The organism is Pseudomonas sp. Sample_22 (genome assembly GCF_004307635.1).
Taxonomy (GTDB): domain Bacteria; phylum Pseudomonadota; class Gammaproteobacteria; order Pseudomonadales; family Pseudomonadaceae; genus Aquipseudomonas.
On sequence record NZ_RCNY01000084.1, the window covers coordinates 52860 to 75156 of the forward strand.

A 22297-nucleotide genomic window follows, 5' to 3' on the forward strand; every position below is an offset into this window, starting at 1 on the left:
GGGGGCTAACCCCCTCGCCAGATCCGATCAACCATTCATGCTCTGAAAATGCGCCAGCATTCGCTGCGCATCCGGCACCACGCCGCTGAACAACTCAAATGCCTTCACCGCCTGGAACACTGCCATGTTGCCGCCATCGAGTGTCCGGCAACCCAGCGCGCGGGCGTTGCGCAGCAGTTCGGTTTCCAATGGGAAATACACAATTTCCGCCACCCACAATTCAGCACGTAGCAACTCCACCGGCACCGGCATCCCCGGCAGCTTTTTCATGCCCATCGGCGTGGTATTCACCAGGCCGTTGGCCTCGCCCAGAGCCAGCGCCAGGTCATGACCGGCCACTGCGCGACCGCTGCCAAAATGTTGATTGAGATTGTCAGCCAGGCTCTGGGCGCGGCTGATTTCCACATCGAAAATACTCAGCTGTTGTACGCCTTCACTCAATAGCGCGTGGGCCACCGCCGCACCCGCACCACCGGCGCCCATCTGCACCACGCGCTCGACGGCTACACCTTGCAAGCCTCGGCGAAATCCCTCGGCAAAACCCAGGCAATCGGTGTTGTGGCCGATGCGTTTGCCATCCTTGAGCACCACAGTGTTTACCGCGCCGATGCCGCGGGCTTCCGGCGACAATTCGTCGAGCAGCGGGATGATTGCCTGCTTGCACGGGAACGTAATATTCAGCCCGGTGAAATTCATCCGTTCAGCGGCCAGCAACAGGTCGGACAGGGCATTGCAGTCGAGTTGCAACTGATCGAGGTCGATCAGGCGATAGAGATAACGCAAGCCTTGGGCGTCGCCTTCATGCTCGTGCAATGTCGGGGTGCGCGAAGCCTGGATGCCGGCGCCGATCAGTCCGGCCAATACCGCTTTGTTCTGGCTCACGATGCTGACCCTTTCAAACGTTGGCTGAAGTGTTCAAGCGCCAGGCGATAGCCATGGCTGCCAAAACCCGCCATCACCGCCGTGGCAATGGCTGACACAAAGGAGTGGTGGCGGAAGGCTTCACGGGCGTGGACGTTGGACAGGTGGACTTCAATCACCGGCAACTCGCTGGCGACCAACGCGTCGCGAATCGCTACCGACGTGTGAGTCCAGGCAGCCGGGTTGATCACGATCCCGGCGCAGCGGCCGCGGGCGGCGTGAATCCAGTCGAGCAATTCGCCTTCATGATTGGTCTGGCGAAACTCCACCTTCAGGCCGAATTCTTCGCCGGCACGACCGCACAGAGCAGAAATATCAGCCAGGGTTTCGTGGCCGTAGGTGGCCGGTTCGCGAGTGCCGAGCAGGTTCAGATTCGGGCCGTTGAGCACCAGAATGATGGGGGCCATCAAAATATCTCCACTTATTATTTTTGGCTTTGGCCGTAGGTTTCGACCTGTGGAGATAAATTGTACTAGATGGTTAATTCGGTCAATTGAAGCGACAGCTCCCTGGCTTAATGTGTGCGGTGATCGGACGCTTTCGCGATCAGCGGGGCAAATGCTCTACCAGAAAGTCGATAAACGCCCGTAACCGCAGTGGCATATGTCGGCTTTGCGGATACAGCAACGTAAACGGTCGCGAGCGTCCTCCGTATGGCTTGAGCACTTCTACCAAGGAGCCTTCGGCCAATTCTTTTTCGACGATGAAGCGATAGGTCTGGAACAGACCGGCGCCATGTTTTGCCAGGGTCACGCCGCCCAGTACATCATCGGAGCAAACGAAATTGCCCTCCGCCAGAATCTCGCGTTGATCACCGTTGTCATTGAACAGCCAGGCAATGCGCCGACCACTGCTGGGCAGTTCGTATTGGATGCATTCGTGCTGCTGCAAATCGTCGAGGGTTTGGGGCGTGCCGGCGTGCTTGAGGTACTCGGGGCTGGCAATCATCACCAGCTCGGCGTCCTCTAACGGCCGGGCGATCAAACCGGAATCCGGAATCGCCCGCACTCGAATGGCCAGGTCGTAGCCCTCGCCGACGAAGTCGATATTGCGATTGCTGATGTGCGACTCGACCTTCACCGCCGGAAAACGCGCACGAAAGGCCGGCATCAGCGGCAGGATCCGATGGTGGGCGTAAGTGGTCGGGATGCTGATACGCAGCGTGCCGGACGGCACTTGCTGTTGGCCCATGACTTCGCGCTGGGCTTCTACCAACTGGGCCAGTGCCTGTCGGCATTCCTCGTAGTAGCGTCGGCCGCTGTCGGTCAGTTTGACGCTGCGGGTGGTGCGCGCAAACAGTCGCACGGCCAGACGCTCTTCCATGCGCGACACCGAGCGGCTCACCGCAGCCGGCGTGACGCCCGCCACCAGCGCCGCAGCCGTGAAGCTGCCGGCCTCGGCGGCCAGACAAAACAGCTCGATGCTGCCCAACTGTAGATCGTCGAATTGTCGCTGCATGATTGGTTACACCGGGGATCAGATAAAGTATTTTGCAAACTGTTTAGCAGGCTCGATTGTACAAATAAAGTGATAAGCCTTCGTTAATCAACGATCAGGAGCAGCGCCATGCCTTTCGTCAGCGTGCGTATCACCCGTGAGGGCGTTACCTCGGAGCAAAAAGCCCAGGTTATCGCGGAAATCACCGAAACCCTGCAGCGGGTTCTCGGCAAGCCTCCAGAATGGACTCACATCGTCATCGAGGAAGTCGACACCGATAATTGGGGGCATGCCGGACTCACGGTGACCGAACAACGTAAACAGCCAGGCTGATTGATCTCGCTTACAAAACAAGCCGTCATCAAGGCGGCTTTTGTGGGTGCATGGAAAGGAATGCTTACGATTTCCAACTCTACCCATCAAGTCTGAAGTGGATCTGCGCACTAGTCTCTGAGATGCATTGCCAATTCGATGCTCAGCGCCAGCGGTCGGATTTTCAGGGAAAGTCGAGTCTTCGGATTCATTAACCTAACGGATGGGTTAGCATGAGATTGTTCAGCTACAAAGGGTTGTCAATGGTGATCATGTTGCGCGATGAACATGCCCACCGCATGCACATGTGGATGCAGGAACCTGGAGTGCGCGCTTCAAATTCAGCTTCTGGCACAACAGTGTCGAGCTGTGGGACGTGAATCCTCATTCACGCAGGCCACCGGTGTCGGTACTGGAAGGCTTGCGTCATGCGCTCGAACAACCCGCTCATATGCGCCGCGCTCGGTGTATCTGGTGGGAAAAGTTGCACACGGTGTGCCTCGATCATCAGATCTGGGACTGGCAAACCAGCGAAGTCGTGTTGGTAAAAAGGATCGCGAGTACGACAGGGATGATTGGCTCGGCTTGCTACGAGCCTGAGACGAATAAGACCCTGCTGGCGCTGATTGGCGTTCCAGAGGGCGTGGAGATTCAGCTATGAAAACGATACGGGCAGGAACGCTGGCTGATCGGTCCGTAACCGATGCGGTGCGGGATGAAGCCATCCAGCGTGGGCAAGTGCGCCACAAAAACGGTTTGCGGGCGACTTCGGTGACTTATGTAGAACCTTGTCTGGCGATCAGTTTCATAGATGGAAGTGGCGTGCTGTTACCCGTACAGCACTATCCGGAATTCGATGAGTTTGTTGTCGAGGATTTCGCGGATCTGAAAGTCGGCTTTTCCGGGACTGCTCTCTGCCATGAAGGCAAGGATCTACACGTTTCCATCGCCGGAATGATTAGCGCAAGCAAGCCGTTGATGGACATGGCCGCCTCGGTCATTGCCTCGCGGAATGGCCGCCAGAGCAGCGCCGCCAAAGCCGAGGCTGCGCGGGCGAATGGCCGTAAGGGCGGGCGTCCGCGCAAGGCAGATGCCACCGATTGAGCACGCACAAAAAAGCCGTCGTACTGACGGCTGTTTTGTATCACTGCAGCACTCACCGCCGGGTCAACAACACTCCGGATTCCATGTGATGGGTCCACGGGAACTGGTCGAACATCGCGCATTGAGTGATGCGATGCGTGTCGTGCAGTTGGGCGATGTTGGCCGCGAGGGTTTGCGGGTTGCAGGAGATGTAGAGGATGTTGTCGAAGCGCCGGGTCAGCTCGCAGGTGTCCGGGTCCATGCCGGCGCGGGGCGGGTCGACGAACACACTGCCGAATTCGTAGCTCTTGAGGTCGATGCCGTGCAGGCGGCGGAACGGCCGCACTTCGTTGAGGGCTTCGGTCAGCTCTTCGGCGGACAGTCGCACCAGAGTGACGTTATCCACAGCGTTTTCGCTGAGATTGCTCAAAGCAGCGTTCACTGAAGTCTTGCTGATTTCGGTGGCCAGCACTTTGCGTACGCGGGTCGCGAGCGGCAGGGTGAAATTGCCATTGCCGCAATACAGCTCGAGCAAATCGTCCGGGCGATCGCCCAGCGCATCGTATGCCCAGTTGAGCATCTTCTGGTTCACCGTGCCGTTGGGCTGAGTGAACGCGCCTTCAGGCTGGCGATAGCTGAACGTGCGGCCGCCGACTTCCAGCTTCTCGACCACGTAATCGTGGCCGATGACTTCACGCTTGCCCTTGGAGCGACCGATGATGCTGACGTTCAGGTCGGCCGCGAGCTTCGAAGCCGCTGCATGCCAGTGTTCGTCCAGTGGACGGTGATAGCACAGGGTGATCATCGCATCGCCGGCCAGGGTGGTCAGGAACTCCACCTGGAACAGCTTGTGGCTCAGTGCCGCACTGGCCTGCCACGCAGCCTTGAGCTGCGGCATCAACTGGTTGATGCGCAGGCTGGCAATCGGGAATTCTTCGATCAGGATCGGCGTGCGTTTGTCTTCCTGGGAAAACATCGCGTAGTGACGCTCACCGGCTTCACGCCACAGGCGGAATTCGGCACGCAGACGGAAGTTCTGCAGCGGCGAGTCGAAAACGCTCGGCTGTGGCGCATCGAACGGGGCCAGCAGGTCACGCAAGCGCGTGACCTTGTCTTCGAGCTGAACGGCGTAGGCCTGGGAATCAAAAGTCATGCGTTGAACCAACCCAGCTTGATCACGAACAGAATCGACAGGATCACCAGCGCCGGGTTCAGCTCGCGGCCGCGACCGGACATCAGCTTGATGGCGGTCCAGGCAATGAAACCGAAGGCGATGCCATTGGCGATGGAATAAGTGAACGGCATGGCCAGCGCGGTGATCACCACTGGCGCGGCGACGGTAATGTCGTCCCAGTCTATTTCGGCCAGGCCGGAAGTCATCAGCACGGCGACGAACAGCAGGGCCGGTGCGGTGGCGAATGCCGGAACGCTGGCAGCCAGCGGCGAGAAGAACAGCGCCAGCAGGAACAGGATGGCCACGACGATGGCGGTCAGGCCAGTGCGGCCACCGGCACTCACTCCCGCGGCGGATTCGATGTAGCTGGTGGTGGTCGAGGTGCCCAGCAGCGAGCCGGCCATCGCGGCCGTACTGTCGGCGATCAGCGCACGGCCCATTTTCGGCATGTGGCCGTCCTTGCCCATCAGGCCGGCGCGCTTGGCGACGCCGATCAGAGTGCCGGAGTTATCGAACAGGTCGACGAACAGGAAGGCGAAAATCACGCTGACCAGACCGATGTCCAGCGCGCCCTTGATGTCCAGTTGCAGGAAGGTCGGAGCAAGCGACGGAGGCATCGACATCACGCCGCCGAACGGGGTGAAGCCCATGACGATGGAAACGATGGTCACCACCAGAATGCCGATCAGCACTGCGCCACGCACGGCAAGCGCCTCAAGGGCGACGATCAGGGCGAAGCCGATGGTGGCGAGGATCGGAGCCGGTTGCTTGAGGTCACCGAGGCCGACCATGGTCGCCGGGTTGCTGACCACGATGCCGGCGTTGTGCAGGGCGATCAACGCCAGGAACAGGCCGATACCGGCGGCGATCGCCGAGCGCAGCGGCAGCGGGATGCTGTTGATGATCCATTCCCGGATGCGGAAGATCGACAGCAGGAAGAAGCACACCGCCGAGATGAACACCGCGCCCAGCGCCACTTGCCAGGTGTGGCCCATGTGCAGGACCACGGTGTAGGTGAAGAAGGCGTTCAGACCCATGCCCGGTGCAAGGGCGATCGGGTAGTTGGCGATCAGGCCCATGGTCGTCGAGCCGATGGCGGCAGCCAGGCAAGTCGCGACGAACACCGCGCCCTTGTCCATGCCGGTCTCGCCGAGAATGCTCGGGTTGACGAACAGAATGTAGGCCATGGCCAGGAAGGTCGTAACGCCCGCCAGGATCTCGGTGCGTACGTTGGTGTTATGTGCCTTGAGTTGAAACAGCCTTTCCAGCATGCCTGCTCCCCGTGGCGCGCCCGGCGCCGTGAATGTATCGACTTCAACAGCAAAGCACAGACCGCTGCAAGCGCCTGGGATTTTTCTGTGGGTCGGAAAAAGCCGCGCATCATACCAGTAGCACAGCGTTATGGCTGCTTATGGCGGTGATCGTCGTCGATGTTTTGCGTTTCACCCAAACCAGCCATACTGCGCGCTGGTTTATTGGGGTGGCTATTGGATGAAAAAGTGTCTGTCGATCTTGTCCGCTATCGGGATGGCGTTGCTGTTGGCGGCACAAAGCGCCTCGGCGGCCTCGGCACCGCCGTTGACCGAAGTGAAGGTGCTCAAGGTCGAGTCGCCTCAATGTGGTTTTGAAACCATTGAGCAGGGACAGATCCAGACCCGCTGCAATCACAGTGGCCCGAACATCAGGATCTACGTGCTGGAAGTGGGCTACGGTCGCAGCCAGCCCCATGCTGCTCTGGATGGCTTCGAGGTGAATGGCACCCGCACGCCAGTCTGCGCCTATGAAAACGGCAACCTGACGGATTGTTCACAACGCACGAAAATCGTTGGCAATTTGTACATCTTCAGCCTGGCGGGCAAGCAGGAAGGTACCTTTACGTACAGCAACACGTCGATCAACGCGCCGGGCAACACGATGTCGACACAGCTTTACATCAAGTAACGGCAAGCCTCGAACAAGGGTAGGGAAAGCTGACTACGCTTTAAGAACCCTCCTGTGGATTGTTCCCATGACCTTTCGAGCCTTGATTACCCTCGCCGAGGGCACCGATGACCTGCAGACCGTCACCCTGATCGATGTACTGCGCCGCGCCAAGGTGGAAGTGGTGGTCGCCAGCATCGAAGGCCGGCGCATGCTGACCTGCGCGCGCGGTACACGCCTGACCGCTGATGCCATGCTGGTGGATTTGCTCGCCCAGCCTTTCGATCTGATCGTGCTGCCAGGCGGTGCCGTGGGCACGCAACACCTGGCTGGCCATCAGCCACTGCAACAGTTGATCAAGGACCAGGCTACGGCCGGTCGGCTATTTGCGGGTATCGCCGAAGCGCCCGCGGTTGCCCTGCAAACTTTCGGTGTGCTGCGTCAGCGGCGCATGACGTGCCTGCCCTCCGTCAGCCATCAACTGTCAGGTTGCAATTTCGTCGATCAACCGGTGGTGGTCGACGGCAATTGCATCACCGCCCAAGGTTCGGGCGCAGCGTTGGCGTTTGCTCTGACACTGGTGGAACAGCTTTGCGGCAAAGCCACGCGAACGGCTGTGGCGGGGGAGTTGCTGGTTTAGACAGCATCAGCGTGAATGCCGATGGGTTTGATGAGCGGTTGCTCACGATGCTCAGCCTGCCAGAGATCGTAGTCGGTCTGAACCCCTAGCCATGTCCGCGCCTTACCAATCCCCGCCCGCTCCAGGCGTACAGCGAGGTCCGGACTGATCGGCGCATGCCCATGCAATACTCGCGACAAATGTGGGCGTGCGAACCCGAGGTGCCGGGCTAACTGCGCGACGCTGATTCCCAACTCGGGCAATACATCCATCAAAAGTGTTTCACCAGGGTGCGGCGGGTTGTGCATGGGCATGTCCTGCCTCCTGTCAGTGGTAATCCAGATAATCGACCAGTTCGATATCTGTGCCGATAAATCGAAAAACGACTCGCCAGTTCCCTGAGACACTCAGGGACCAGTACTCGGCCAATCCTTCCTTCAGCGGATGCAATCGCCATCCCGGTAGGTTGAGGTCGTCAGGGACCATGGCGCGATCCATGAACTACAGGATGCGAGCCAGACGCTTTGCATGATCGGCTCGAATTCCGCGAGTCGAACCCGTTTCATAGAAGACACGAAGGCCTTTGTGCTGGAAGGATTTGATCATGGAAAAAAGTGTAAGGCGATACATTACACTTTATGCGGTATCTATGTATTGCACATGGTCGGCAAAACTGTGATGGATGACTGCTTCAGACTTTCACCTCTTCCTTTGGCACATGCATGCGGTCACGATTGGCCAGGGTCGGGAATAGTTTGATCCAGGTCCCGGTGACCAGCAGCGTGCCTATTCCCCCCATGACCACCGCCGGAACCGTACCGAACCAATGGGCGGTCAGGCCCGACTCGAATTCGCCCAACTGGTTTGAGGCCCCGATGAACAGCCCGTTCACCGCACTGACCCGGCCGCGCATTTCGTCCGGGGTTTCCAGTTGAACGAACGAGGCGCGGATCACCATGCTGATCATGTCGGCCGCGCCCAATACCACCAGCACGGCGAGGGAAAACCAGAACGAGGTCGACAGGCCGAAGGCAATGGTTGCCACGCCAAATACGCCCACGGCTGTAAACATCACCCGCCCGACGTTGCGCTCCACGGCAAATCGCGCCAGGAACAGCGACATCAGCAGCGCACCCACCGCCGGAGCTGAGCGCAGCAGGCCCAGGCCCCACGGGCCGGTCAGCAGAATGTCCTTGGCGAACACCGGCAACAGCGCTGTCGCACCGCCCAGCAGCACAGCGAACAGGTCCAGGGAAATGGCCCCGAGGATATCCGGGCGACTGCGAATGAAGCGGATCCCCGCCAGCAACGAATCCAGCGTCGCCTTACCCTTGTTCAGCGGTGTTTGCCGAGCGGGCAAATTGAGCATCAATGCGCAAGCGATGATGTACAGGACCACCGTCGGGCCATACACCCACACGCTGCCAAAGGCATAGAGCAGACCGCCGAGGGCCGGGGCGACGATGGTTGCCGATTGCTGGGCCGATTGCGCGGCGGCTACCGCCCGGGGAAACAAGGCGCTGGGCACAATGCTCGGGAGCAGGGCCTGGGTGGTCGGCATCTCAAAGGAGCGGGCGGCTCCCAGCAGGAAGGCGAGGATGAAGATCATCTCCCGGGTGACATGATCCGTCGCGCTGCCAATGGCCAGCGACAGGGCGATCAGCGCCTGGAGCGATTGGCAGATGGCGGCGACTTTGCGTCGGTCGTAGCGGTCTGCGACATGCCCGGTGTGCAGCATGAACAGTACGCGAGGTGCGAATTCCACCAGCCCCACCAGTCCCAGATCGAGCACGTTGCCGGTCAACTGGTACAGGTTCCAGCCAATGGCCACGGTAAGCATTTGGAAACCGCTGGCGGTAAACACCCGGGCCAGCCAGAACGCGAGGAAAGGGCGATGGTGACGTAACAGCAAGGGCGCTTGGCTGGGCATCTGCGGGCAAATCTTGGAATAGGGGAAGGGCGAGGTTATCACCAACCTGTAACAGGAAGTTGCCACGCCTGAAAATTTCATTAGCCAGACATCGATTTTGCTGAGGCAGCCGATCTCGAACGCCATGAGGCAACTTGTCACGCGGCAAACGGCCACGCAGTTCATCGCCGAAATTGGGACTACTCTTTCAACGTTGCTTGATCCAGATCAACGCCCTGCGAAGGGAATTGATTGGCCAGAATCCCTGCGTTGCGATGCCTGTAAAAAAAAGAACGAATTTGAATTCGCCGCACTCCATACCCGTGGGACCCGTGGATGCAGGCTTCCAGCCAGCAGCCGTAATACCTGACAGAGGAAGACTTATGTTCGGTTTAGAGGCACTTGATCTCGCCCGAATTCAGTTCGCGTTCACCATTTCGTTTCACATCCTTTTTCCGGCCATCACCATTGGCCTGGCGAGTTACCTGGCTGTACTCGAAGGCTTGTGGCTCAAAACCAACAACGACACCTATCGGGACCTCTACCATTTCTGGTCGAAGATCTTTGCGGTCAACTTCGGCATGGGGGTGGTCTCCGGGCTGGTGATGGCTTATCAGTTCGGCACCAACTGGAGCCGTTTTTCGGATTTCGCCGGGTCGGTCACCGGACCGTTGCTGACGTACGAAGTGCTCACGGCGTTCTTCCTGGAAGCCGGGTTCCTCGGGGTCATGCTGTTCGGCTGGAACAAGGTCGGGCGCGGCTTGCACTTCTTCTCGACGGTCATGGTCGCCATCGGCACGCTGATTTCGACGTTCTGGATTCTTGCGTCCAACAGCTGGATGCAAACACCGCAGGGCTTTGAAATCATCAACGGCCAGGTGATTCCAACCGACTGGCTGGCGGTGATCTTCAACCCTTCGTTCCCTTATCGCCTGATGCACATGGCGACGGCGGCCTTCGTTGCCACGGCGTTCTTCGTCGGCTCTTCGGCGGCCTGGCATTTGCTGCGCGGCAAGGACAACCCGGCGATCCGTACCATGCTTTCGATGGCGATGTGGATGGCGCTGATCGTGGCGCCGATCCAGGCGGTCATTGGCGATTTCCACGGCCTCAACACGCTGGAACATCAGCCCGCGAAAATTGCCGCGATCGAAGGCCACTGGGAAAACAAAGGCGACGAGGCAACGCCGCTGATTCTGTTCGGCTGGCCGGACATGAAAGAAGAGAGGACCAAGTTTGCGGTCGAGATACCGTACCTGGGCAGCTTGATCCTGACCCACTCGCTGGATAAACAAGTGCCAGCGCTCAAGGATTTCCCGCCCGAAGACCGGCCGAATTCGACCATCGTGTTCTGGTCGTTCCGGATCATGGTTGGCCTGGGCATGCTGATGATCTTCACCGGTTTGTGGAGCCTGTGGCTGCGCAAGCGCGACAAACTCTATACCTCGCGACCGTTCCTGTACCTGGCGTTGTGGATGGGGCCGTCCGGGCTGATCGCAATCCTCGCCGGTTGGTTCACTACTGAAATCGGACGCCAGCCGTGGGTGGTCTACGGGCTGATGCGCACGGCGGACGCGTCCTCCAATCACAGCTTCATGCAGATGAGCATCACCCTGATCCTGTTCGTCGTGGTGTATTTCGCGCTGTTTGGCGCGGGCCTGGGCTACATGATGCGCCTGGTGCGCAAAGGGCCGAAGATCGATGAAGGCAAGGAAACCAACGACGGTGGTCCTGGCCAGAAACGCACCCCGGCGCGGCCGCTGTCCGCAGCCGACGATGAGCATTCCGATGCCGACCGCACCGTGACCAAGGAGATTTGAATCATGGGTATTGATCTTCCGCTGATCTGGGCCGTGATCATCATCTTCGGCATCATGATGTACGTGGTCATGGATGGCTTCGATCTGGGGATCGGCATTCTTTTCCCGTTCATTCCCGGCAAGACCGACCGTGACGTGATGATGAACACCGTCGCGCCCGTCTGGGACGGCAACGAAACCTGGCTGGTGCTGGGCGGTGCGGCGTTGTTCGGCGCCTTCCCGCTGGCCTATTCGGTGGTGCTCTCGGCGTTGTATCTGCCGCTGATCTTCATGCTCGTCGGGTTGATTTTCCGCGGCGTGGCGTTCGAGTTCCGCTTCAAGGCCAAGGACGACAAACGTCACTTGTGGGACAAGGCCTTCATCGGCGGTTCGATTGCCGCGACGTTTTTCCAGGGCGTGGCATTGGGGGCGTTCATCGATGGCTTGCCAGTGGTCAATCGGCAATTCGCCGGTGGCTCACTGGACTGGCTGACACCGTTCACCCTGTTCTGCGGCGCAGCGTTGGTGGTGGCTTATGCATTGCTCGGTTGCACCTGGCTGATCATGAAGACCGAAGGGAAATTGCAGGAACAGATGCATGACCTGGCGCGGCCCTTGGCGTTCGTGTTGTTGGCGGTAATCGGTATCGTCAGTATCTGGACGCCGCTGGCCCATGCCGAGATCGCAGCCCGCTGGTTCACCCTGCCGAACCTGTTCTGGTTCCTGCCGGTGCCGATCCTGGTGCTGGTGACCTTGTACGGCCTGATTCGCGCGGTGGCGCGCAATGCGCACTACACGCCGTTCCTGCTGACGCTGGTGCTGATCTTTCTCGGTTACAGCGGCTTGGGCATCAGTCTGTGGCCGAACATCGTACCGCCGTCGATCTCGATCTGGGACGCCGCTGCACCACCGCAGAGCCAGGGCTTCATGCTGGTGGGTACGCTGTTCATCATTCCGTTTATCCTGGGTTACACCTTCTGGAGCTACTACGTGTTCCGCGGCAAGGTCACCCATGAAGATGGTTATCACTAGGGCGCAGTGCGAAAAATTGTAAGAGCGAGCCTGCTCGCGATGGCGTCATCACAGACGCCATCCACCCTTACTGGAGAAATTGAATCATGTCCGGCAAACATTCCCTGCACGACATCGAAGAAGCCGAAAAAAAACCGCTGTGGCAGCGGCTCGGCTGGTTGGCCATGATCTGGGCCGGCAGCGTCGGTGCGCTGTTCATCGTCGCCAGCCTGATGCGGATGTTCATGAACGCCGCCGGTCTGAGCACTCACTGACATCCGCACCCGGAAGCTTTTTGGGGTTACTTGCGCGCCTTGAGGATCACGAACTTCGGCGTGGCCGCCACTTGCTCCACACCTCGGAACAGACGCGCAAGTTTGCTGTGATAACCCAGGTGACGATTGCCGACAATGTACAGCGCCCCCCCGACGACCAGCGCCTCCCGGGCTTGCTGGAACATTCGCCAGGCGAGGAAGTCGCCCACCACTTGTTGCTGGTGAAACGGCGGATTACACAGCACCACGTCCAGCGACTGAGGTTCCTGTCCGGCCAACCCGTCGCCGGCACGCACGATGACATCGCGCTCGCCCAATGCTGCCTGCCAGTTCTCGGCAGCCGATTGCACCGCCATGAACGACTCGTCCACCAAGGTGTAATGGGCGTCAGGGTTTTGCAGAGCACTGGCAATCGCCAGCACACCGTTTCCGCAACCGAGGTCGGCCACGCGCGCCGTACCGAGATTCTTCGGCAAGTGCGGCAGAAATGCCCGCGTGCCGATGTCCAGCCCTTCGCGACAGAACACGTTCGCGTGGTTGAGCAATTCAATGGCCGGTTCGTCAAGCCGATAGCGCGTCGGGTAGGGCGATGTTGCAGGTGCCATTGCTTGAGCAGTGGCAATCAGTAGCCGGGCTTTTTTAACCGCCAACGAAGCTTGCACAGGGCCAATGTAGCGTTCGAGCAAGTCGCCGGCCGCACGCGGCAGGTGTTTGATCATGGCTGCGGCGATCACTTGGGCACCGGGCGCGAGTTGGCCCTGCAGGCGGATCAACTGCTCCTCCAGCAATGCCAGTGTCTTCGGTACCCGGATCAACACCCGGTCGAATGGCCCTGCAACGATTTCACTGGCCGGCACATGTGGCACTGCGTCAAATGCCTGACCATTGCGGGCCAGATTCTTTTCCAACCCTTGCAAAGCCAGGAACGAATCACCGCTGCTGACCACGTTGACCTTGCCCGCCAGACTGGCTGCCAACGCGCCGAAACTATCGTTCAACACCAGCACCCGTGTATCGATCGAGGGCTGCTGCTCAGCCAGATGGTTGAGCAGGTATTCGTCGGCTGCATCGAAGGCTTGCAGCGGTTCATTCTGCTGTTCGGGCTGACGAATCAGGTCAAGGCTGGCAAAAGGTGTTTCGAGCAAAGGCATGGGGCGGGGCTCTGGGTAATCAACGGGTATCCCGCGGCCCTTGGGCAACTTGGCGGCGGGCCGGCCGAGTGGCCTGCGTTGTGGAAAAATCACACGGCAAAACACTCGGGAGGGACCGCGAATGGTACGGTTTTTTGTATCCGATTACTCGCAGGTTTTCGCTTCAGCGAATCGCGTCGCCAGTCAGATAGCCTTCCTTGACAGCGGCAATCACGGCCGAAATTTTGTTATTGACCCCGAGTTTGCGGATGGCTTCCTGTACATGGAAGTTGATCGTCCGTGCACTGAGGTTGAGAATCCTCGCGCTTTCGTAGGCTGTCTTGCCATCGGCCGCCAATTTCAGCACGTCGACTTCCCGTGGCGTCAGATGCGGGGTTTGGGGCCTCTTGGCAGCTTTGGGCATCGCCTCCAGCATTAGTTTGTGTAAATGATTGCCGATGAATACCGAGAAACCGAGGTTTTCGTACAGCTCCCACGCACTGATCGGGCAATGACTTCTGGCAAGACTCAAGATAGAGCACAAGCCACTGTCCTCGTTATGAACGGCTTGTGACCAACCATGCTGCATTCCCTGTTGCTCCATGGTGTCCCATATCCATGGCACGTCATGGAAGAGTTCCTCGGTCCACAGGATGGGCAGCGTGGATTGATTGCAATGTGCTATTACCGGATCAATCAAACTGAACTTTGTGTGTTCATATTCACTGTTCCATTGCTTAGAGTAATTGTTCAATTGCACAGGTTGAAATTGATCATTCACCGGTAAGCAACTTGCTGAAAAAGCACAAAATTTGTACCCGATATTTTTTGCGAAACTCAACGCAACCCGATAGGCGCTATCCATATCCGTTGTGTTGGATAACTGAATGAGTTGTAGCTCCTTCCACCGTTCCATTATCGGCTCCATATATGAACTCGCGTGTGGGCGCTTTGGATCCAAGCGATCGGCGCGAGTGGAAGTGTAGGATGATTCTTACATCGTGTTGAGATTTTTTTGCTTGGCTAAACCAGTTTTAAACATGTGTCTGGTTCTATAACGCGACTGACGTTTAAGTATGTTGATTTTAATATCATCAATTAACCGAGCAGTTAGTTGTGCTGGGCGAACTGAATTCAATTGAACAAGTTGTTTTCACCTTAAAGGCACCACAAACCATCGGTGTTTCTGCCGGTCTATTTGCGCGACACTGGGAGCGTCTGTTGAATGGAGCGTCCCAATGACAGCCAGTGAAGAAAAATTTACCCGCCAGACCTTGCTCGACGTCCAGCCATTGACCCCGAACCTGTTCACGCTTCGGTCGACAAGGGACGCCGGGTTTCGTTTTCGTGCAGGCCAGTTCGCCCGACTGGGCGTGACCAAGGCCGATGGCAGCACAGTCTGGCGAGCCTATTCCATGGTGTCATCGCCCCATGACGAGTTTCTGGAGTTCTTTTCCATCGTCGTTCCGGGAGGCGAGTTCACCAGCGAACTGAGTCGACTGGGGGTAGGCGACACGTTGCTGGTCGACCGTCAGGCCTTCGGTTACCTGACCCTCGACCGATTTGTCGATGGGCGTGATCTGTGGCTGTTATCCACGGGGACTGGAATTGCGCCGTTTCTGTCGATCCTGCAGGACTTTGAAGTCTGGGAGAAATTCGAACGCATCATCCTGGTCTATAGCGTGCGCGAATCCCGCGAGCTGGCGTATCAGGAGCTGATCGCGGGGCTGGCCCAACGCGAGTATCTGGAGGAGTTTGCACACAAACTGCAGCTCATCAACACTGTCACGCGCGAGTTGCACCCAGCCGCGCTCAACGGCCGCATTACCACGCTGATCGAAAACGGCGAATTGGAACGCGCAGCCGGGGTGGCGCTGACGCCTGAGCATTCGCGGGTCATGCTCTGCGGTAACCCGCAAATGATCGATGACACACGCAAATTGCTCAAACAGCGCGATATGCATTTAAGCCTCAGCCGCCGCCCCGGGCAGGTGGCGGTGGAGAATTTCTGGTAAAAAAAAACGGTGCCTCGAGGGGCGCCGTTTTTGTTTGCGAATAATCAGGGCTGTCTGTTCTGCGCCTTGAGCAGGTCGCGAATCTCACCCAGCAGCTCTTCTTCCTTGGTCGGAACCGGCGGCAGGGTCGGGGCAACAGCTTCTTCGCGCTTGAGACGGTTGATGGCCTTGACGCCCATGAAGATCGCGAAAGCGACAATGATGAAGTCGATCAGTGTCTGAATGAATTTGCCGTACGCCAACACCACCGCCGGGACGTCGCCCTGCGCGGCCTTGAGCGTAATGGCCAGGTCACTGAAGTCCACCCCGCCGATCAGCAGCCCGATGGGAGGCATGATCACATCACCGACGAACGACGACACAATCTTGCCGAAAGCGGCGCCGATAATGATACCGACGGCCATGTCGATCACATTGCCTTTGACCGCGAAGGCCTTGAACTCGTTAAGCACGCCCATAGGTATTTCCTTGTTACAGATGAGTTGGTGAACGCAGTGTAAATCAGCCAAATGCTTCCTGCCCGAAACAACTGCTTACGATGCTCGCCTGCAATCGACCGGACCGACGGCGAAAAGTTTTAGCGAGCCTTGCCTGCCACCGGATGGCTTGAGCTTTCTGGATCAGGCTTTGTGGACTGATGATGCAGTAATCAGTGTGAACAAAAGGTTGGTGGCGAATCAATATCAGCCGCTATTCTGATGATCGTTTTACACTTCATAACAATAAAGGACTGACGGTTTGGTTGGATCAATCCGCTCGGAGTTTCGAAGGCTTGATGTAAAAACTTATCCGTTATAAGTGTGTGGTTATTGATGGGGGTTTTTGATTGCATTTTTGTTGAAAATTGTACGCTCAGATTTAAAGCGGTTAAGTGTTGTACAAGTTTTAATGACGGTTGATTAGGGGGGCTGGTATTTATTTCGGATAGTTTGTACAGGTTGTTAAAGGCGTTTGGATTGGAAGTGTGTGTACCGTTCACAGCTTTATTTAATGTAAGTGATGATATTTGCCTGCCCCCCTCACTCTCGGAACAGTCAGATACGATCGCTGATTCATTCCGACAACAGCATCGCACTGATCGCCGCCACCTGAGCTATCATCGCGATTTTTGCCGGGAGTTCAGATGGCCAAGGCCAAGCGCATGTACGGCTGCACCGAGTGCGGCTCAACCTTCCCGAAATGGGCCGGCCAGTGTGGCGAGTGTGGTGCCTGGAATACGCTGACTGAAACCATGGTGGAAAGCGGCGGGGCGGCGGCACCCAGCGGACGCACGGGCTGGACCGGTCAGCAGGCGCAGATCAAAACCCTGGCCGAAGTCAGCGTCGAGGAGATCCCGCGCTTTTCCACCGCCTCCAGTGAACTGGACCGGGTGTTGGGCGGCGGCCTCGTCGACGGTTCGGTGGTGTTGATCGGCGGTGATCCGGGCATCGGCAAATCGACCATCCTCCTGCAAACCCTGTGCAACCTCGCCAAAAGCATGCCGGCCCTGTACGTCACGGGGGAAGAATCCCAGCAGCAAGTGGCCATGCGTGCCCGTCGTCTTGGCTTGCCCCAGGATCAATTGCGGGTCATGACCGAAACCTGCATCGAAACCATCATCGCCACGGCGCGCCTCGAGAAGCCCAAGGTTATGGTGATCGACTCGATCCAGACGATTTTCACCGAGCAGTTGCAATCCGCGCCGGGCGGTGTGTCCCAGGTGCGTGAAAGCGCGGCCCTGCTGGTGCGTTATGCCAAGCAGAGCGGCACGGCGATTTTCCTGGTGGGCCATGTCACCAAGGAAGGAGCTCTGGCCGGCCCGCGTGTGCTGGAGCACATGGTCGATACCGTGTTGTATTTCGAAGGCGAGTCCGATGGCCGTCTGCGCTTGTTGCGAGCGGTGAAAAACCGATTCGGTGCGGTCAACGAACTGGGTGTGTTCGGCATGACGGACAAGGGCTTGAAAGAAGTCTCCAACCCATCGGCGATTTTTCTGACTCGAGCTCAGGAAGAAGTGCCAGGCAGTGTGGTCATGGCGACGTGGGAAGGCACCCGGCCGATGCTGGTAGAAGTTCAGGCGCTGGTGGATGACAGCCATTTGGCCAATCCGCGGCGCGTTACCCTGGGCCTGGACCAAAATCGTTTGGCGATGTTGCTGGCGGTGTTGCACCGACATGGCGGCATTCCGACCCATGACCAGGATGTGTTCCTCAACGTCGTCGGCGGCGTGAAAGTGTTGGAAACCGCCTCTGACCTGGCGTTGATGGCGGCAGTCATGTCCAGTTTGCGCAACCGGCCGCTGCCTCACGATTTGCTGGTATTCGGCGAGGTCGGCCTGTCCGGCGAAGTGCGACCGGTGCCCAGCGGTCAGGAGCGCTTGAAAGAGGCTGCCAAGCACGGGTTCAAGCGGGCAATCGTGCCCAAGGGCAATGCGCCGAAGGAAGCGCCAGCGGGGTTGCAGATCATTGCCGTCACCCGCCTGGAGCAGGCGCTCGACGCACTGTTTGAATAGTCTTTGATTCTGAGAGGGCGGGCTTGCCCGCTCTCACGGGGTGCTGTCATGGCGTAATCAGGGCACCCAGCTCTCGTTCAAGCTCAGCCTCGTCTGCGAGGTTCAGCTCAATCAGTCGCCGCAGGCGCTCAATGGATTCCAGGCTGATGTGCCGGCAGACAAACCCTAACTGGCCGTTTTCTTCATGGGCCAGCTGCACATCCATCTCGATATCGATGTCATCGCTCAGATGAATGTCGACGAAAAAGTCCTGCGTCGCATCACCCAGCCAAGGTTCAGGGCGTTCGATCAATAGCCCTTTGAGCGACAGGTCGATCAGCTTTACCGGCCAGATGTACTCGCCTTGGCTCAGCTCAGTCCTGGCATCGAAGGCGATGCGTTTGAAGCGACGGCGGTCGGCGGGGTGTTCGCTCATGGCGCAATCCTCTTGATGTTCGCTGACTATAGACCCGCATCGTTGAAACCTGCCAGCCAGGACAAGGGCTCTAGACCAATGTTGGCTATGGTCTTTGCCGTCAGGAGAGCTAAACTCGACGTGGCTGTCTTTCTTGTCCACTCTGGCTGGAATAATAAAATGAAAAATAATAATAGCCTGCTACGCCATTTACCCTGGCTGGTGCTGGCAATCGTAGGGGCGTGCGCTCTGGGTGTAGTGGCATTGCGCCGAGGTGAGGCAATCAATGCCTTGTGGATTGTGGTCGCTGCTGTGGCCATCTATCTGGTCGCGTACCGCTACTACAGTCTGTTTATCGCCAACAATGTGATGCAACTCGACCCGCGACGGGCCACCCCCGCCGTACTCAACAATGATGGTCTGGACTATGTGCCGACCAACAAACACATCCTTTTCGGTCACCACTTTGCGGCCATTGCTGGCGCGGGACCGCTGGTCGGTCCGGTGCTGGCGGCGCAGATGGGCTATCTGCCTGGCACGCTGTGGCTGATCGCCGGCGTGGTGCTGGCCGGTGCCGTTCAGGACTTCATGGTCCTGTTCATGTCCACCCGCCGCAACGGTCGTTCGCTGGGTGACATGGTCCGTGAAGAAATGGGCCGCATTCCTGGCACCATCGCGCTGTTCGGCTGCTTCCTGATCATGATCATCATCCTCGCCGTGTTGGCGCTGATCGTCGTCAAAGCCTTGGCCGAGAGCCCGTGGGGGATCTTCACGGTGATGGCGACCATCCCGATCGCGATGTTCATGGGCATTTACATGCGCTACATCCGCCCGGGCCGCATCGGTGAGATCTCGGTCATCGGCGTGCTGTTGCTGCTGGGTTCGATCTGGCTTGGAGGAGAAATCGCCGCTGACCCGGTGTGGGCCAAGGCCTTTACCTTCACTGGCGTGCAAATTACCTGGATGCTGATCGGCTACGGTTTCGTCGCGGCAGTGTTGCCGGTGTGGCTGATCCTGGCGCCGCGTGACTACCTGTCGACCTTCCTCAAAATCGGCACCATCGTTGCCCTGGCCATCGGTATTCTGGTGACCATGCCAGAGCTGAAAATGCCGGCGCTGACCCAGTTCGTCGATGGCACTGGACCGGTGTGGAAGGGCGGCCTGTTCCCGTTCCTGTTCATTACCATCGCCTGTGGCGCGGTATCGGGTTTCCACTCGCTGATTGCTTCCGGCACCACGCCGAAACTACTCGATAACGAAGTCAATGCCCGTTACATCGGTTATGGCGGCATGTTGATGGAGTCGTTCGTGGCAATCATGGCGATGGTCGCCGCTTCGGTGATCGAGCCAGGGGTGTACTTCGCCATGAACAGCCCGGCGGCTGTGGTTGGCAGTGATGTCGTGTCCGTGGCGACGGCGGTCAGCAACTGGGGCTTTGCAATTACTCCCGAAGCGCTGCAAGCGGTGGCCCATGACATCGGTGAAACCACCATCCTGGCCCGTGCCGGCGGTGCACCAACCCTGGCCGTCGGTATCGCGCAGATCCTGCACAGCGTGCTGCCGGGTGAAAACACCATGGCGTTCTGGTACCACTTCGCGATCCTGTTCGAGGCGCTGTTCATCCTCACGGCGGTAGACGCTGGTACCCGTGCCGGTCGTTTCATGCTGCAGGACTTGCTCGGCTCGTTCGTGCCGGCGCTGAAGCGCACCGAATCCTGGACTGCCAACCTGATCGCCACTGCCGGTTGTGTGGCGATGTGGGGCTGGTTGTTGTATCAGGGCGTGATCGACCCATTGGGTGGCATCAACACCTTGTGGCCGCTGTTCGGTATCTCCAACCAGATGCTGGCCGGTATCGCGCTGATGCTCGGCACCGTGGTGCTGATCAAAATGAAACGCCAGCGTTATGTCTGGGTCACCATGTTGCCGGCAGTGTGGCTGCTGATCTGCACCACGACGGCGGGCTTCATCAAGCTGTTCGACGCCAACCCGGCGATCGGCTTCCTGGCCCTGGCGAAAAAATACAGCGATGCCCTGGCCAACGGCCAGATCCTCGCCCCGGCCAAGGACATCACTCAGATGCAGCACGTGATCTTCAACGCCTACACCAACGCAACGCTGACTGCGCTGTTCCTGTTCGTGGTGTTCAGCATCCTGTTCTATGCGCTCAAGGTCGGCATCGCCGCCTGGGGTAAAAAAGAACGCACGGATAAAGAGTCGCCCTTCCAGGCATTGCCGGATGCGTAATCGAGGATTTGCAGCATGTTCAATGACCTGAGTCGCCTCGGTAAATACCTCGGTCAGGCCGCACGCCTGATGGTCGGCATGCCCGACTACGACAACTATGTCGAGCACATGCAAACCAAACACCCGGACAAACCGGTGATGAGCTACGAGATGTTCTTCCGCGAACGTCAGGAAGCCCGTTACGGTGGCAAGGGTGGGCCGAAGTGCTGTTGAAGCACCACGCTTAGGTAACACACCACTGTAGGAGCACGGCTTGCCGGCGATAGCGATCTTCAGGACGCCATCGCTGGCAAGCCAGGCTCCTACAGTTTTTTCAGTGTATGGGAGACCTTCCTTTGCTACCCCCTATCCCGGTAACAATCCTCAGCGGGTTCCTCGGCGCCGGTAAAACCACTTTGCTGCGCCACCTGCTGAAAGCCGAGCACGGCCTTAAAATTGCCGTGATCGAAAACGAATTCAGCGACGCCGGCGTCGATACCCAACTGTTGGGCGACGAGCCGGTACAAGTGATGACGCTGTCCAATGGCTGCGTCTGCTGCACCATCCACACCGATCTGACCAAGGCCCTGTACCTGCTGCTCGAGCGCCTCGACGGCGGCGACATCGTGTTCGACCGGCTGGTGATCGAATGCACCGGCCTGGCCGATCCAGCGCCGGTGGCGCAAACCTTCTTCATCGACGAAGAATTGCGAGAGCGCTACATCCTCGATGGCATCATCACCCTGGTGGACGCGGCACACGCCGAGACCCACCTGACACAGACCATCGCCCAGGCCCAGATCGGCTTCGCCGACCGCTTGCTGGTGAGCAAGCGCGATCTGGTGGACGAGCCGACCTTCAACGCATTGAGCGAGCGGCTGACCCGGATCAATCGTCGGGCTCCGATCCGTGTGGTCGATCACGGCAAGATCGACCTGGCCGAAATGCTCGACGTACGTGGTTTCAATCTCAATGCTGACCTTGGCGGTGGCGTGAGTCTGCGTCCGGTAAGCCAGGCGCCCTCCATCGACCGCATTAGCAGCCTTGTGCTGCGTAGCGACAAGCCGCTGGATATCGACAAGCTCAGCGAGTTCATGAACGAGCTGCTGGAAGACCACGGCAAACAACTGCTGCGCTACAAAGGCGTGTTGAACATCGCTGGCGAACCGCGGCGCATGGTGTTTCAGGGCGTGCTGAAGCTTTACGGTTTCGATTGGGACACCCCATGGGCCGAGGGCGAAGCGCGTGAGAGTGTGATCGTGTTTATTGCCGACGATTTACCGGAAGAAAAGATTCGCGAAGGTTTTGCGCGAGTTGTCTCGGATTAAAAAAGTACGGGCAGTAATGGCGGCAGGGACGCCAGTTTAAATAGGTTTTTTATTGAAGGCGTTTGTTTTATTTGCTGTTTGATGGTGCGAGATTTGTTGTGTGTCAGGTTTATGATGGGGTGAGGTTTGTAAGGGTTTGCGTGTCGAGTTCGTTGAATTCCAGAGCGGTGTAATTATTTTATATTGGCCTTTGAATGTAACGAAATATGCGGTGTCCTGCTTTACATTTTGTTCTAAATTGCGGCTGTACGTG

Annotated in this window: 24 protein-coding genes and 2 pseudogenes; 14 read left to right on the plus strand and 12 right to left on the minus strand. The window is 58.2% G+C overall.

All coding sequences use genetic code 11. The features are described from left to right. Nucleotides 1-27 precede the first annotated feature (27 nt). The 3 genes from D8U73_RS22585 to D8U73_RS22595 form a co-directional block, all read right to left on the minus strand. A complete protein-coding gene (locus D8U73_RS22585) occupies nucleotides 28-882 on the minus strand; it encodes a shikimate dehydrogenase (RefSeq protein ID WP_130905844.1) in 855 nt (284 codons plus the stop codon). Continuing rightward, nucleotides 879-1328 (minus strand): type II 3-dehydroquinate dehydratase, encoded by a 450-nt coding sequence (gene aroQ / locus D8U73_RS22590; protein ID WP_130905845.1) that lies wholly within the window; start codon nucleotides 1326-1328, stop codon nucleotides 879-881. The genes D8U73_RS22585 and aroQ overlap by 4 nt, the downstream gene beginning before the upstream one ends. Nucleotides 1329-1467: 139 nt before the next feature. Further along, nucleotides 1468-2379, minus strand: a complete 912-nt coding sequence (locus tag D8U73_RS22595; protein ID WP_130905846.1) for a LysR family transcriptional regulator — start codon at nucleotides 2377-2379, stop codon at nucleotides 1468-1470. Nucleotides 2380-2487: 108 nt separating this feature from the next. Here D8U73_RS22595 and D8U73_RS22600 point away from each other — a divergent pair, with 108 nt between their 5' ends. The 3 genes and pseudogenes from D8U73_RS22600 (at nucleotide 2488) to D8U73_RS22610 (ending at nucleotide 3774) form a co-directional block, all read left to right on the plus strand. Then, entirely contained in the window at nucleotides 2488-2691 is a 204-nt protein-coding gene (locus D8U73_RS22600) for a 4-oxalocrotonate tautomerase family protein (protein ID WP_056855703.1), read from the plus strand. Nucleotides 2692-2903: 212 nt separating this feature from the next. Then, a pseudogene (locus tag D8U73_RS22605) lies at nucleotides 2904-3331 on the plus strand (DUF4160 domain-containing protein). Then, the gene (locus D8U73_RS22610; RefSeq protein WP_130905847.1) at nucleotides 3328-3774 is read left to right on the plus strand and encodes a DUF2442 domain-containing protein; all 447 of its coding nucleotides are present in this window, start codon (nucleotides 3328-3330) and stop codon (nucleotides 3772-3774) included. The pseudogene D8U73_RS22605 and the gene D8U73_RS22610 overlap by 4 nt, the downstream one beginning before the upstream one ends. A 52-nt stretch (nucleotides 3775-3826) precedes the next feature. Here D8U73_RS22610 and trmA read toward each other — a convergent pair whose 3' ends face one another. Continuing rightward, complete coding sequence (gene trmA, locus D8U73_RS22615; protein ID WP_130905848.1) at nucleotides 3827-4906, minus strand: tRNA (uridine(54)-C5)-methyltransferase TrmA; 1080 nt, start codon at nucleotides 4904-4906, stop codon at nucleotides 3827-3829. Beyond that, a complete protein-coding gene (locus D8U73_RS22620) occupies nucleotides 4903-6198 on the minus strand; it encodes an NCS2 family permease (protein ID WP_056855699.1) in 1296 nt (431 codons plus the stop codon). Before D8U73_RS22620 ends, trmA begins: the two co-directional genes overlap by 4 nt. A 32-nt stretch (nucleotides 6199-6230) precedes the next feature. On the opposite strand from D8U73_RS22620, the gene D8U73_RS22625 reads away from it, so the two are divergent. The 3 genes from D8U73_RS22625 (at nucleotide 6231) to D8U73_RS22635 (ending at nucleotide 7487) form a co-directional block, all read left to right on the plus strand. Then, complete coding sequence (locus D8U73_RS22625; protein WP_130905849.1) at nucleotides 6231-6422, plus strand: hypothetical protein; 192 nt, start codon at nucleotides 6231-6233, stop codon at nucleotides 6420-6422. Next, nucleotides 6419-6868 carry a DUF4879 domain-containing protein gene (locus tag D8U73_RS22630; RefSeq protein WP_056855698.1) on the plus strand — a complete coding sequence of 150 codons (450 nt, stop codon included), beginning with the start codon at nucleotides 6419-6421 and terminating at the stop codon, nucleotides 6866-6868. The genes D8U73_RS22625 and D8U73_RS22630 overlap by 4 nt, the downstream gene beginning before the upstream one ends. A 67-nt stretch (nucleotides 6869-6935) precedes the next feature. Continuing rightward, nucleotides 6936-7487, plus strand: a complete 552-nt coding sequence (locus tag D8U73_RS22635) for a DJ-1 family glyoxalase III (protein ID WP_056855697.1) — start codon at nucleotides 6936-6938, stop codon at nucleotides 7485-7487. On the opposite strand, the gene D8U73_RS22640 is transcribed toward D8U73_RS22635, so the two are convergent. From D8U73_RS22640 to D8U73_RS22650, 3 genes and pseudogenes are all read right to left on the minus strand, one after another. Continuing rightward, nucleotides 7484-7780, minus strand: coding sequence for a HigA family addiction module antitoxin (locus D8U73_RS22640; RefSeq protein WP_056855696.1), 297 nt, complete (start codon nucleotides 7778-7780; stop codon nucleotides 7484-7486). The genes D8U73_RS22635 and D8U73_RS22640 overlap by 4 nt on opposite strands. 13 nt (nucleotides 7781-7793) lie before the next feature. Continuing rightward, nucleotides 7794-8072, minus strand: a pseudogene (locus D8U73_RS22645) (type II toxin-antitoxin system RelE/ParE family toxin). 85 nt (nucleotides 8073-8157) lie between these two features. Beyond that, nucleotides 8158-9396 carry an MFS transporter gene (locus tag D8U73_RS22650; RefSeq protein WP_056855892.1) on the minus strand — a complete coding sequence of 413 codons (1239 nt, stop codon included), beginning with the start codon at nucleotides 9394-9396 and terminating at the stop codon, nucleotides 8158-8160. Nucleotides 9397-9758: 362 nt separating this feature from the next. Between D8U73_RS22650 and D8U73_RS22655 the strand changes: the two genes are divergently transcribed. From D8U73_RS22655 to D8U73_RS22665, 3 genes are all read left to right on the plus strand, one after another. Beyond that, nucleotides 9759-11195, plus strand: coding sequence for a cytochrome ubiquinol oxidase subunit I (locus D8U73_RS22655; RefSeq protein WP_056855694.1), 1437 nt, complete (start codon nucleotides 9759-9761; stop codon nucleotides 11193-11195). Between the two features lie 3 nt (nucleotides 11196-11198). Beyond that, a complete protein-coding gene (gene cydB / locus D8U73_RS22660) occupies nucleotides 11199-12206 on the plus strand; it encodes a cytochrome d ubiquinol oxidase subunit II (protein ID WP_130905850.1) in 1008 nt (335 codons plus the stop codon). An 86-nt stretch (nucleotides 12207-12292) separates the two neighbouring features. Then, nucleotides 12293-12460 carry a DUF2474 domain-containing protein gene (locus tag D8U73_RS22665; RefSeq protein WP_081504875.1) on the plus strand — a complete coding sequence of 56 codons (168 nt, stop codon included), beginning with the start codon at nucleotides 12293-12295 and terminating at the stop codon, nucleotides 12458-12460. Nucleotides 12461-12486: 26 nt separating this feature from the next. Here D8U73_RS22665 and D8U73_RS22670 read toward each other — a convergent pair whose 3' ends face one another. Together D8U73_RS22670 and D8U73_RS22675 are read right to left on the minus strand one after the other, a co-directional pair. After that, entirely contained in the window at nucleotides 12487-13611 is a 1125-nt protein-coding gene (locus D8U73_RS22670; RefSeq protein ID WP_056855692.1) for a methyltransferase, read from the minus strand. 163 nt (nucleotides 13612-13774) lie between these two features. Further along, on the minus strand, nucleotides 13775-14506 hold the full coding sequence (locus D8U73_RS22675; protein ID WP_130905851.1) for an autoinducer binding domain-containing protein: 732 nt from the start codon (nucleotides 14504-14506) through the stop codon (nucleotides 13775-13777). A 322-nt stretch (nucleotides 14507-14828) separates the two neighbouring features. On the opposite strand from D8U73_RS22675, the gene D8U73_RS22680 reads away from it, so the two are divergent. Beyond that, nucleotides 14829-15605 (plus strand): ferredoxin--NADP reductase, encoded by a 777-nt coding sequence (locus D8U73_RS22680; protein WP_130905852.1) that lies wholly within the window; start codon nucleotides 14829-14831, stop codon nucleotides 15603-15605. Between the two features lie 44 nt (nucleotides 15606-15649). Here D8U73_RS22680 and mscL read toward each other — a convergent pair whose 3' ends face one another. Further along, on the minus strand, nucleotides 15650-16063 hold the full coding sequence (mscL, locus tag D8U73_RS22685) for a large-conductance mechanosensitive channel protein MscL (RefSeq protein ID WP_056855689.1): 414 nt from the start codon (nucleotides 16061-16063) through the stop codon (nucleotides 15650-15652). Between the two features lie 665 nt (nucleotides 16064-16728). On the opposite strand from mscL, the gene radA reads away from it, so the two are divergent. Further along, complete coding sequence (gene radA, locus D8U73_RS22690; protein ID WP_056855688.1) at nucleotides 16729-18096, plus strand: DNA repair protein RadA; 1368 nt, start codon at nucleotides 16729-16731, stop codon at nucleotides 18094-18096. A gap of 46 nt (nucleotides 18097-18142) precedes the next feature. Here the strand turns inward: radA and D8U73_RS22695 are convergent, their stop codons facing one another. Continuing rightward, nucleotides 18143-18511 (minus strand): PilZ domain-containing protein, encoded by a 369-nt coding sequence (locus tag D8U73_RS22695; RefSeq protein WP_056855687.1) that lies wholly within the window; start codon nucleotides 18509-18511, stop codon nucleotides 18143-18145. Nucleotides 18512-18670: 159 nt separating this feature from the next. Between D8U73_RS22695 and D8U73_RS22700 the strand changes: the two genes are divergently transcribed. The 3 genes from D8U73_RS22700 to yjiA all read left to right on the plus strand — a co-directional run bounded on the left by D8U73_RS22700 (nucleotide 18671) and on the right by yjiA (nucleotide 22044). After that, nucleotides 18671-20737 (plus strand): carbon starvation CstA family protein, encoded by a 2067-nt coding sequence (locus tag D8U73_RS22700; RefSeq protein ID WP_130905853.1) that lies wholly within the window; start codon nucleotides 18671-18673, stop codon nucleotides 20735-20737. A gap of 15 nt (nucleotides 20738-20752) precedes the next feature. Beyond that, nucleotides 20753-20950 (plus strand): YbdD/YjiX family protein, encoded by a 198-nt coding sequence (locus D8U73_RS22705; protein ID WP_007895266.1) that lies wholly within the window; start codon nucleotides 20753-20755, stop codon nucleotides 20948-20950. 122 nt (nucleotides 20951-21072) lie between these two features. Beyond that, nucleotides 21073-22044, plus strand: coding sequence for a GTPase (gene yjiA / locus D8U73_RS22710; protein ID WP_130905854.1), 972 nt, complete (start codon nucleotides 21073-21075; stop codon nucleotides 22042-22044). Nucleotides 22045-22297: the final 253 nt, after the last annotated feature.

Bases quoted from the DNA above. Each gene is read 5' to 3' on its own strand.
- D8U73_RS22655 (WP_056855694.1), top strand. From the start codon at position 9,759: ATGTTCGGTTTAGAGGCACTTGATCTCGCCCGAATTCAGTTCGCGTTC.
- trmA (WP_130905848.1), bottom strand. From the start codon at position 4,906: ATGACTTTTGATTCCCAGGCCTACGCCGTTCAGCTCGAAGACAAGGTC.
- D8U73_RS22640 (WP_056855696.1), bottom strand. From the start codon at position 7,780: ATGCCCATGCACAACCCGCCGCACCCTGGTGAAACACTTTTGATGGAT.
- radA (WP_056855688.1), top strand. From the start codon at position 16,729: ATGGCCAAGGCCAAGCGCATGTACGGCTGCACCGAGTGCGGCTCAACC.
- D8U73_RS22680 (WP_130905852.1), top strand. From the start codon at position 14,829: ATGACAGCCAGTGAAGAAAAATTTACCCGCCAGACCTTGCTCGACGTC.
- D8U73_RS22670 (WP_056855692.1), bottom strand. From the start codon at position 13,611: ATGCCTTTGCTCGAAACACCTTTTGCCAGCCTTGACCTGATTCGTCAG.
- D8U73_RS22675 (WP_130905851.1), bottom strand. From the start codon at position 14,506: ATGGAACGGTGGAAGGAGCTACAACTCATTCAGTTATCCAACACAACG.
- aroQ (WP_130905845.1), bottom strand. From the start codon at position 1,328: ATGGCCCCCATCATTCTGGTGCTCAACGGCCCGAATCTGAACCTGCTC.
- D8U73_RS22595 (WP_130905846.1), bottom strand. From the start codon at position 2,379: ATGCAGCGACAATTCGACGATCTACAGTTGGGCAGCATCGAGCTGTTT.
- cydB (WP_130905850.1), top strand. From the start codon at position 11,199: ATGGGTATTGATCTTCCGCTGATCTGGGCCGTGATCATCATCTTCGGC.
- D8U73_RS22635 (WP_056855697.1), top strand. From the start codon at position 6,936: ATGACCTTTCGAGCCTTGATTACCCTCGCCGAGGGCACCGATGACCTG.
- D8U73_RS22630 (WP_056855698.1), top strand. From the start codon at position 6,419: ATGAAAAAGTGTCTGTCGATCTTGTCCGCTATCGGGATGGCGTTGCTG.
- D8U73_RS22620 (WP_056855699.1), bottom strand. From the start codon at position 6,198: ATGCTGGAAAGGCTGTTTCAACTCAAGGCACATAACACCAACGTACGC.
- D8U73_RS22700 (WP_130905853.1), top strand. From the start codon at position 18,671: ATGAAAAATAATAATAGCCTGCTACGCCATTTACCCTGGCTGGTGCTG.
- D8U73_RS22610 (WP_130905847.1), top strand. From the start codon at position 3,328: ATGAAAACGATACGGGCAGGAACGCTGGCTGATCGGTCCGTAACCGAT.
- D8U73_RS22600 (WP_056855703.1), top strand. From the start codon at position 2,488: ATGCCTTTCGTCAGCGTGCGTATCACCCGTGAGGGCGTTACCTCGGAG.
- D8U73_RS22695 (WP_056855687.1), bottom strand. From the start codon at position 18,511: ATGAGCGAACACCCCGCCGACCGCCGTCGCTTCAAACGCATCGCCTTC.
- D8U73_RS22665 (WP_081504875.1), top strand. From the start codon at position 12,293: ATGTCCGGCAAACATTCCCTGCACGACATCGAAGAAGCCGAAAAAAAA.
- D8U73_RS22705 (WP_007895266.1), top strand. From the start codon at position 20,753: ATGTTCAATGACCTGAGTCGCCTCGGTAAATACCTCGGTCAGGCCGCA.
- mscL (WP_056855689.1), bottom strand. From the start codon at position 16,063: ATGGGCGTGCTTAACGAGTTCAAGGCCTTCGCGGTCAAAGGCAATGTG.
- D8U73_RS22650 (WP_056855892.1), bottom strand. From the start codon at position 9,396: ATGCCCAGCCAAGCGCCCTTGCTGTTACGTCACCATCGCCCTTTCCTC.
- D8U73_RS22625 (WP_130905849.1), top strand. From the start codon at position 6,231: ATGTATCGACTTCAACAGCAAAGCACAGACCGCTGCAAGCGCCTGGGA.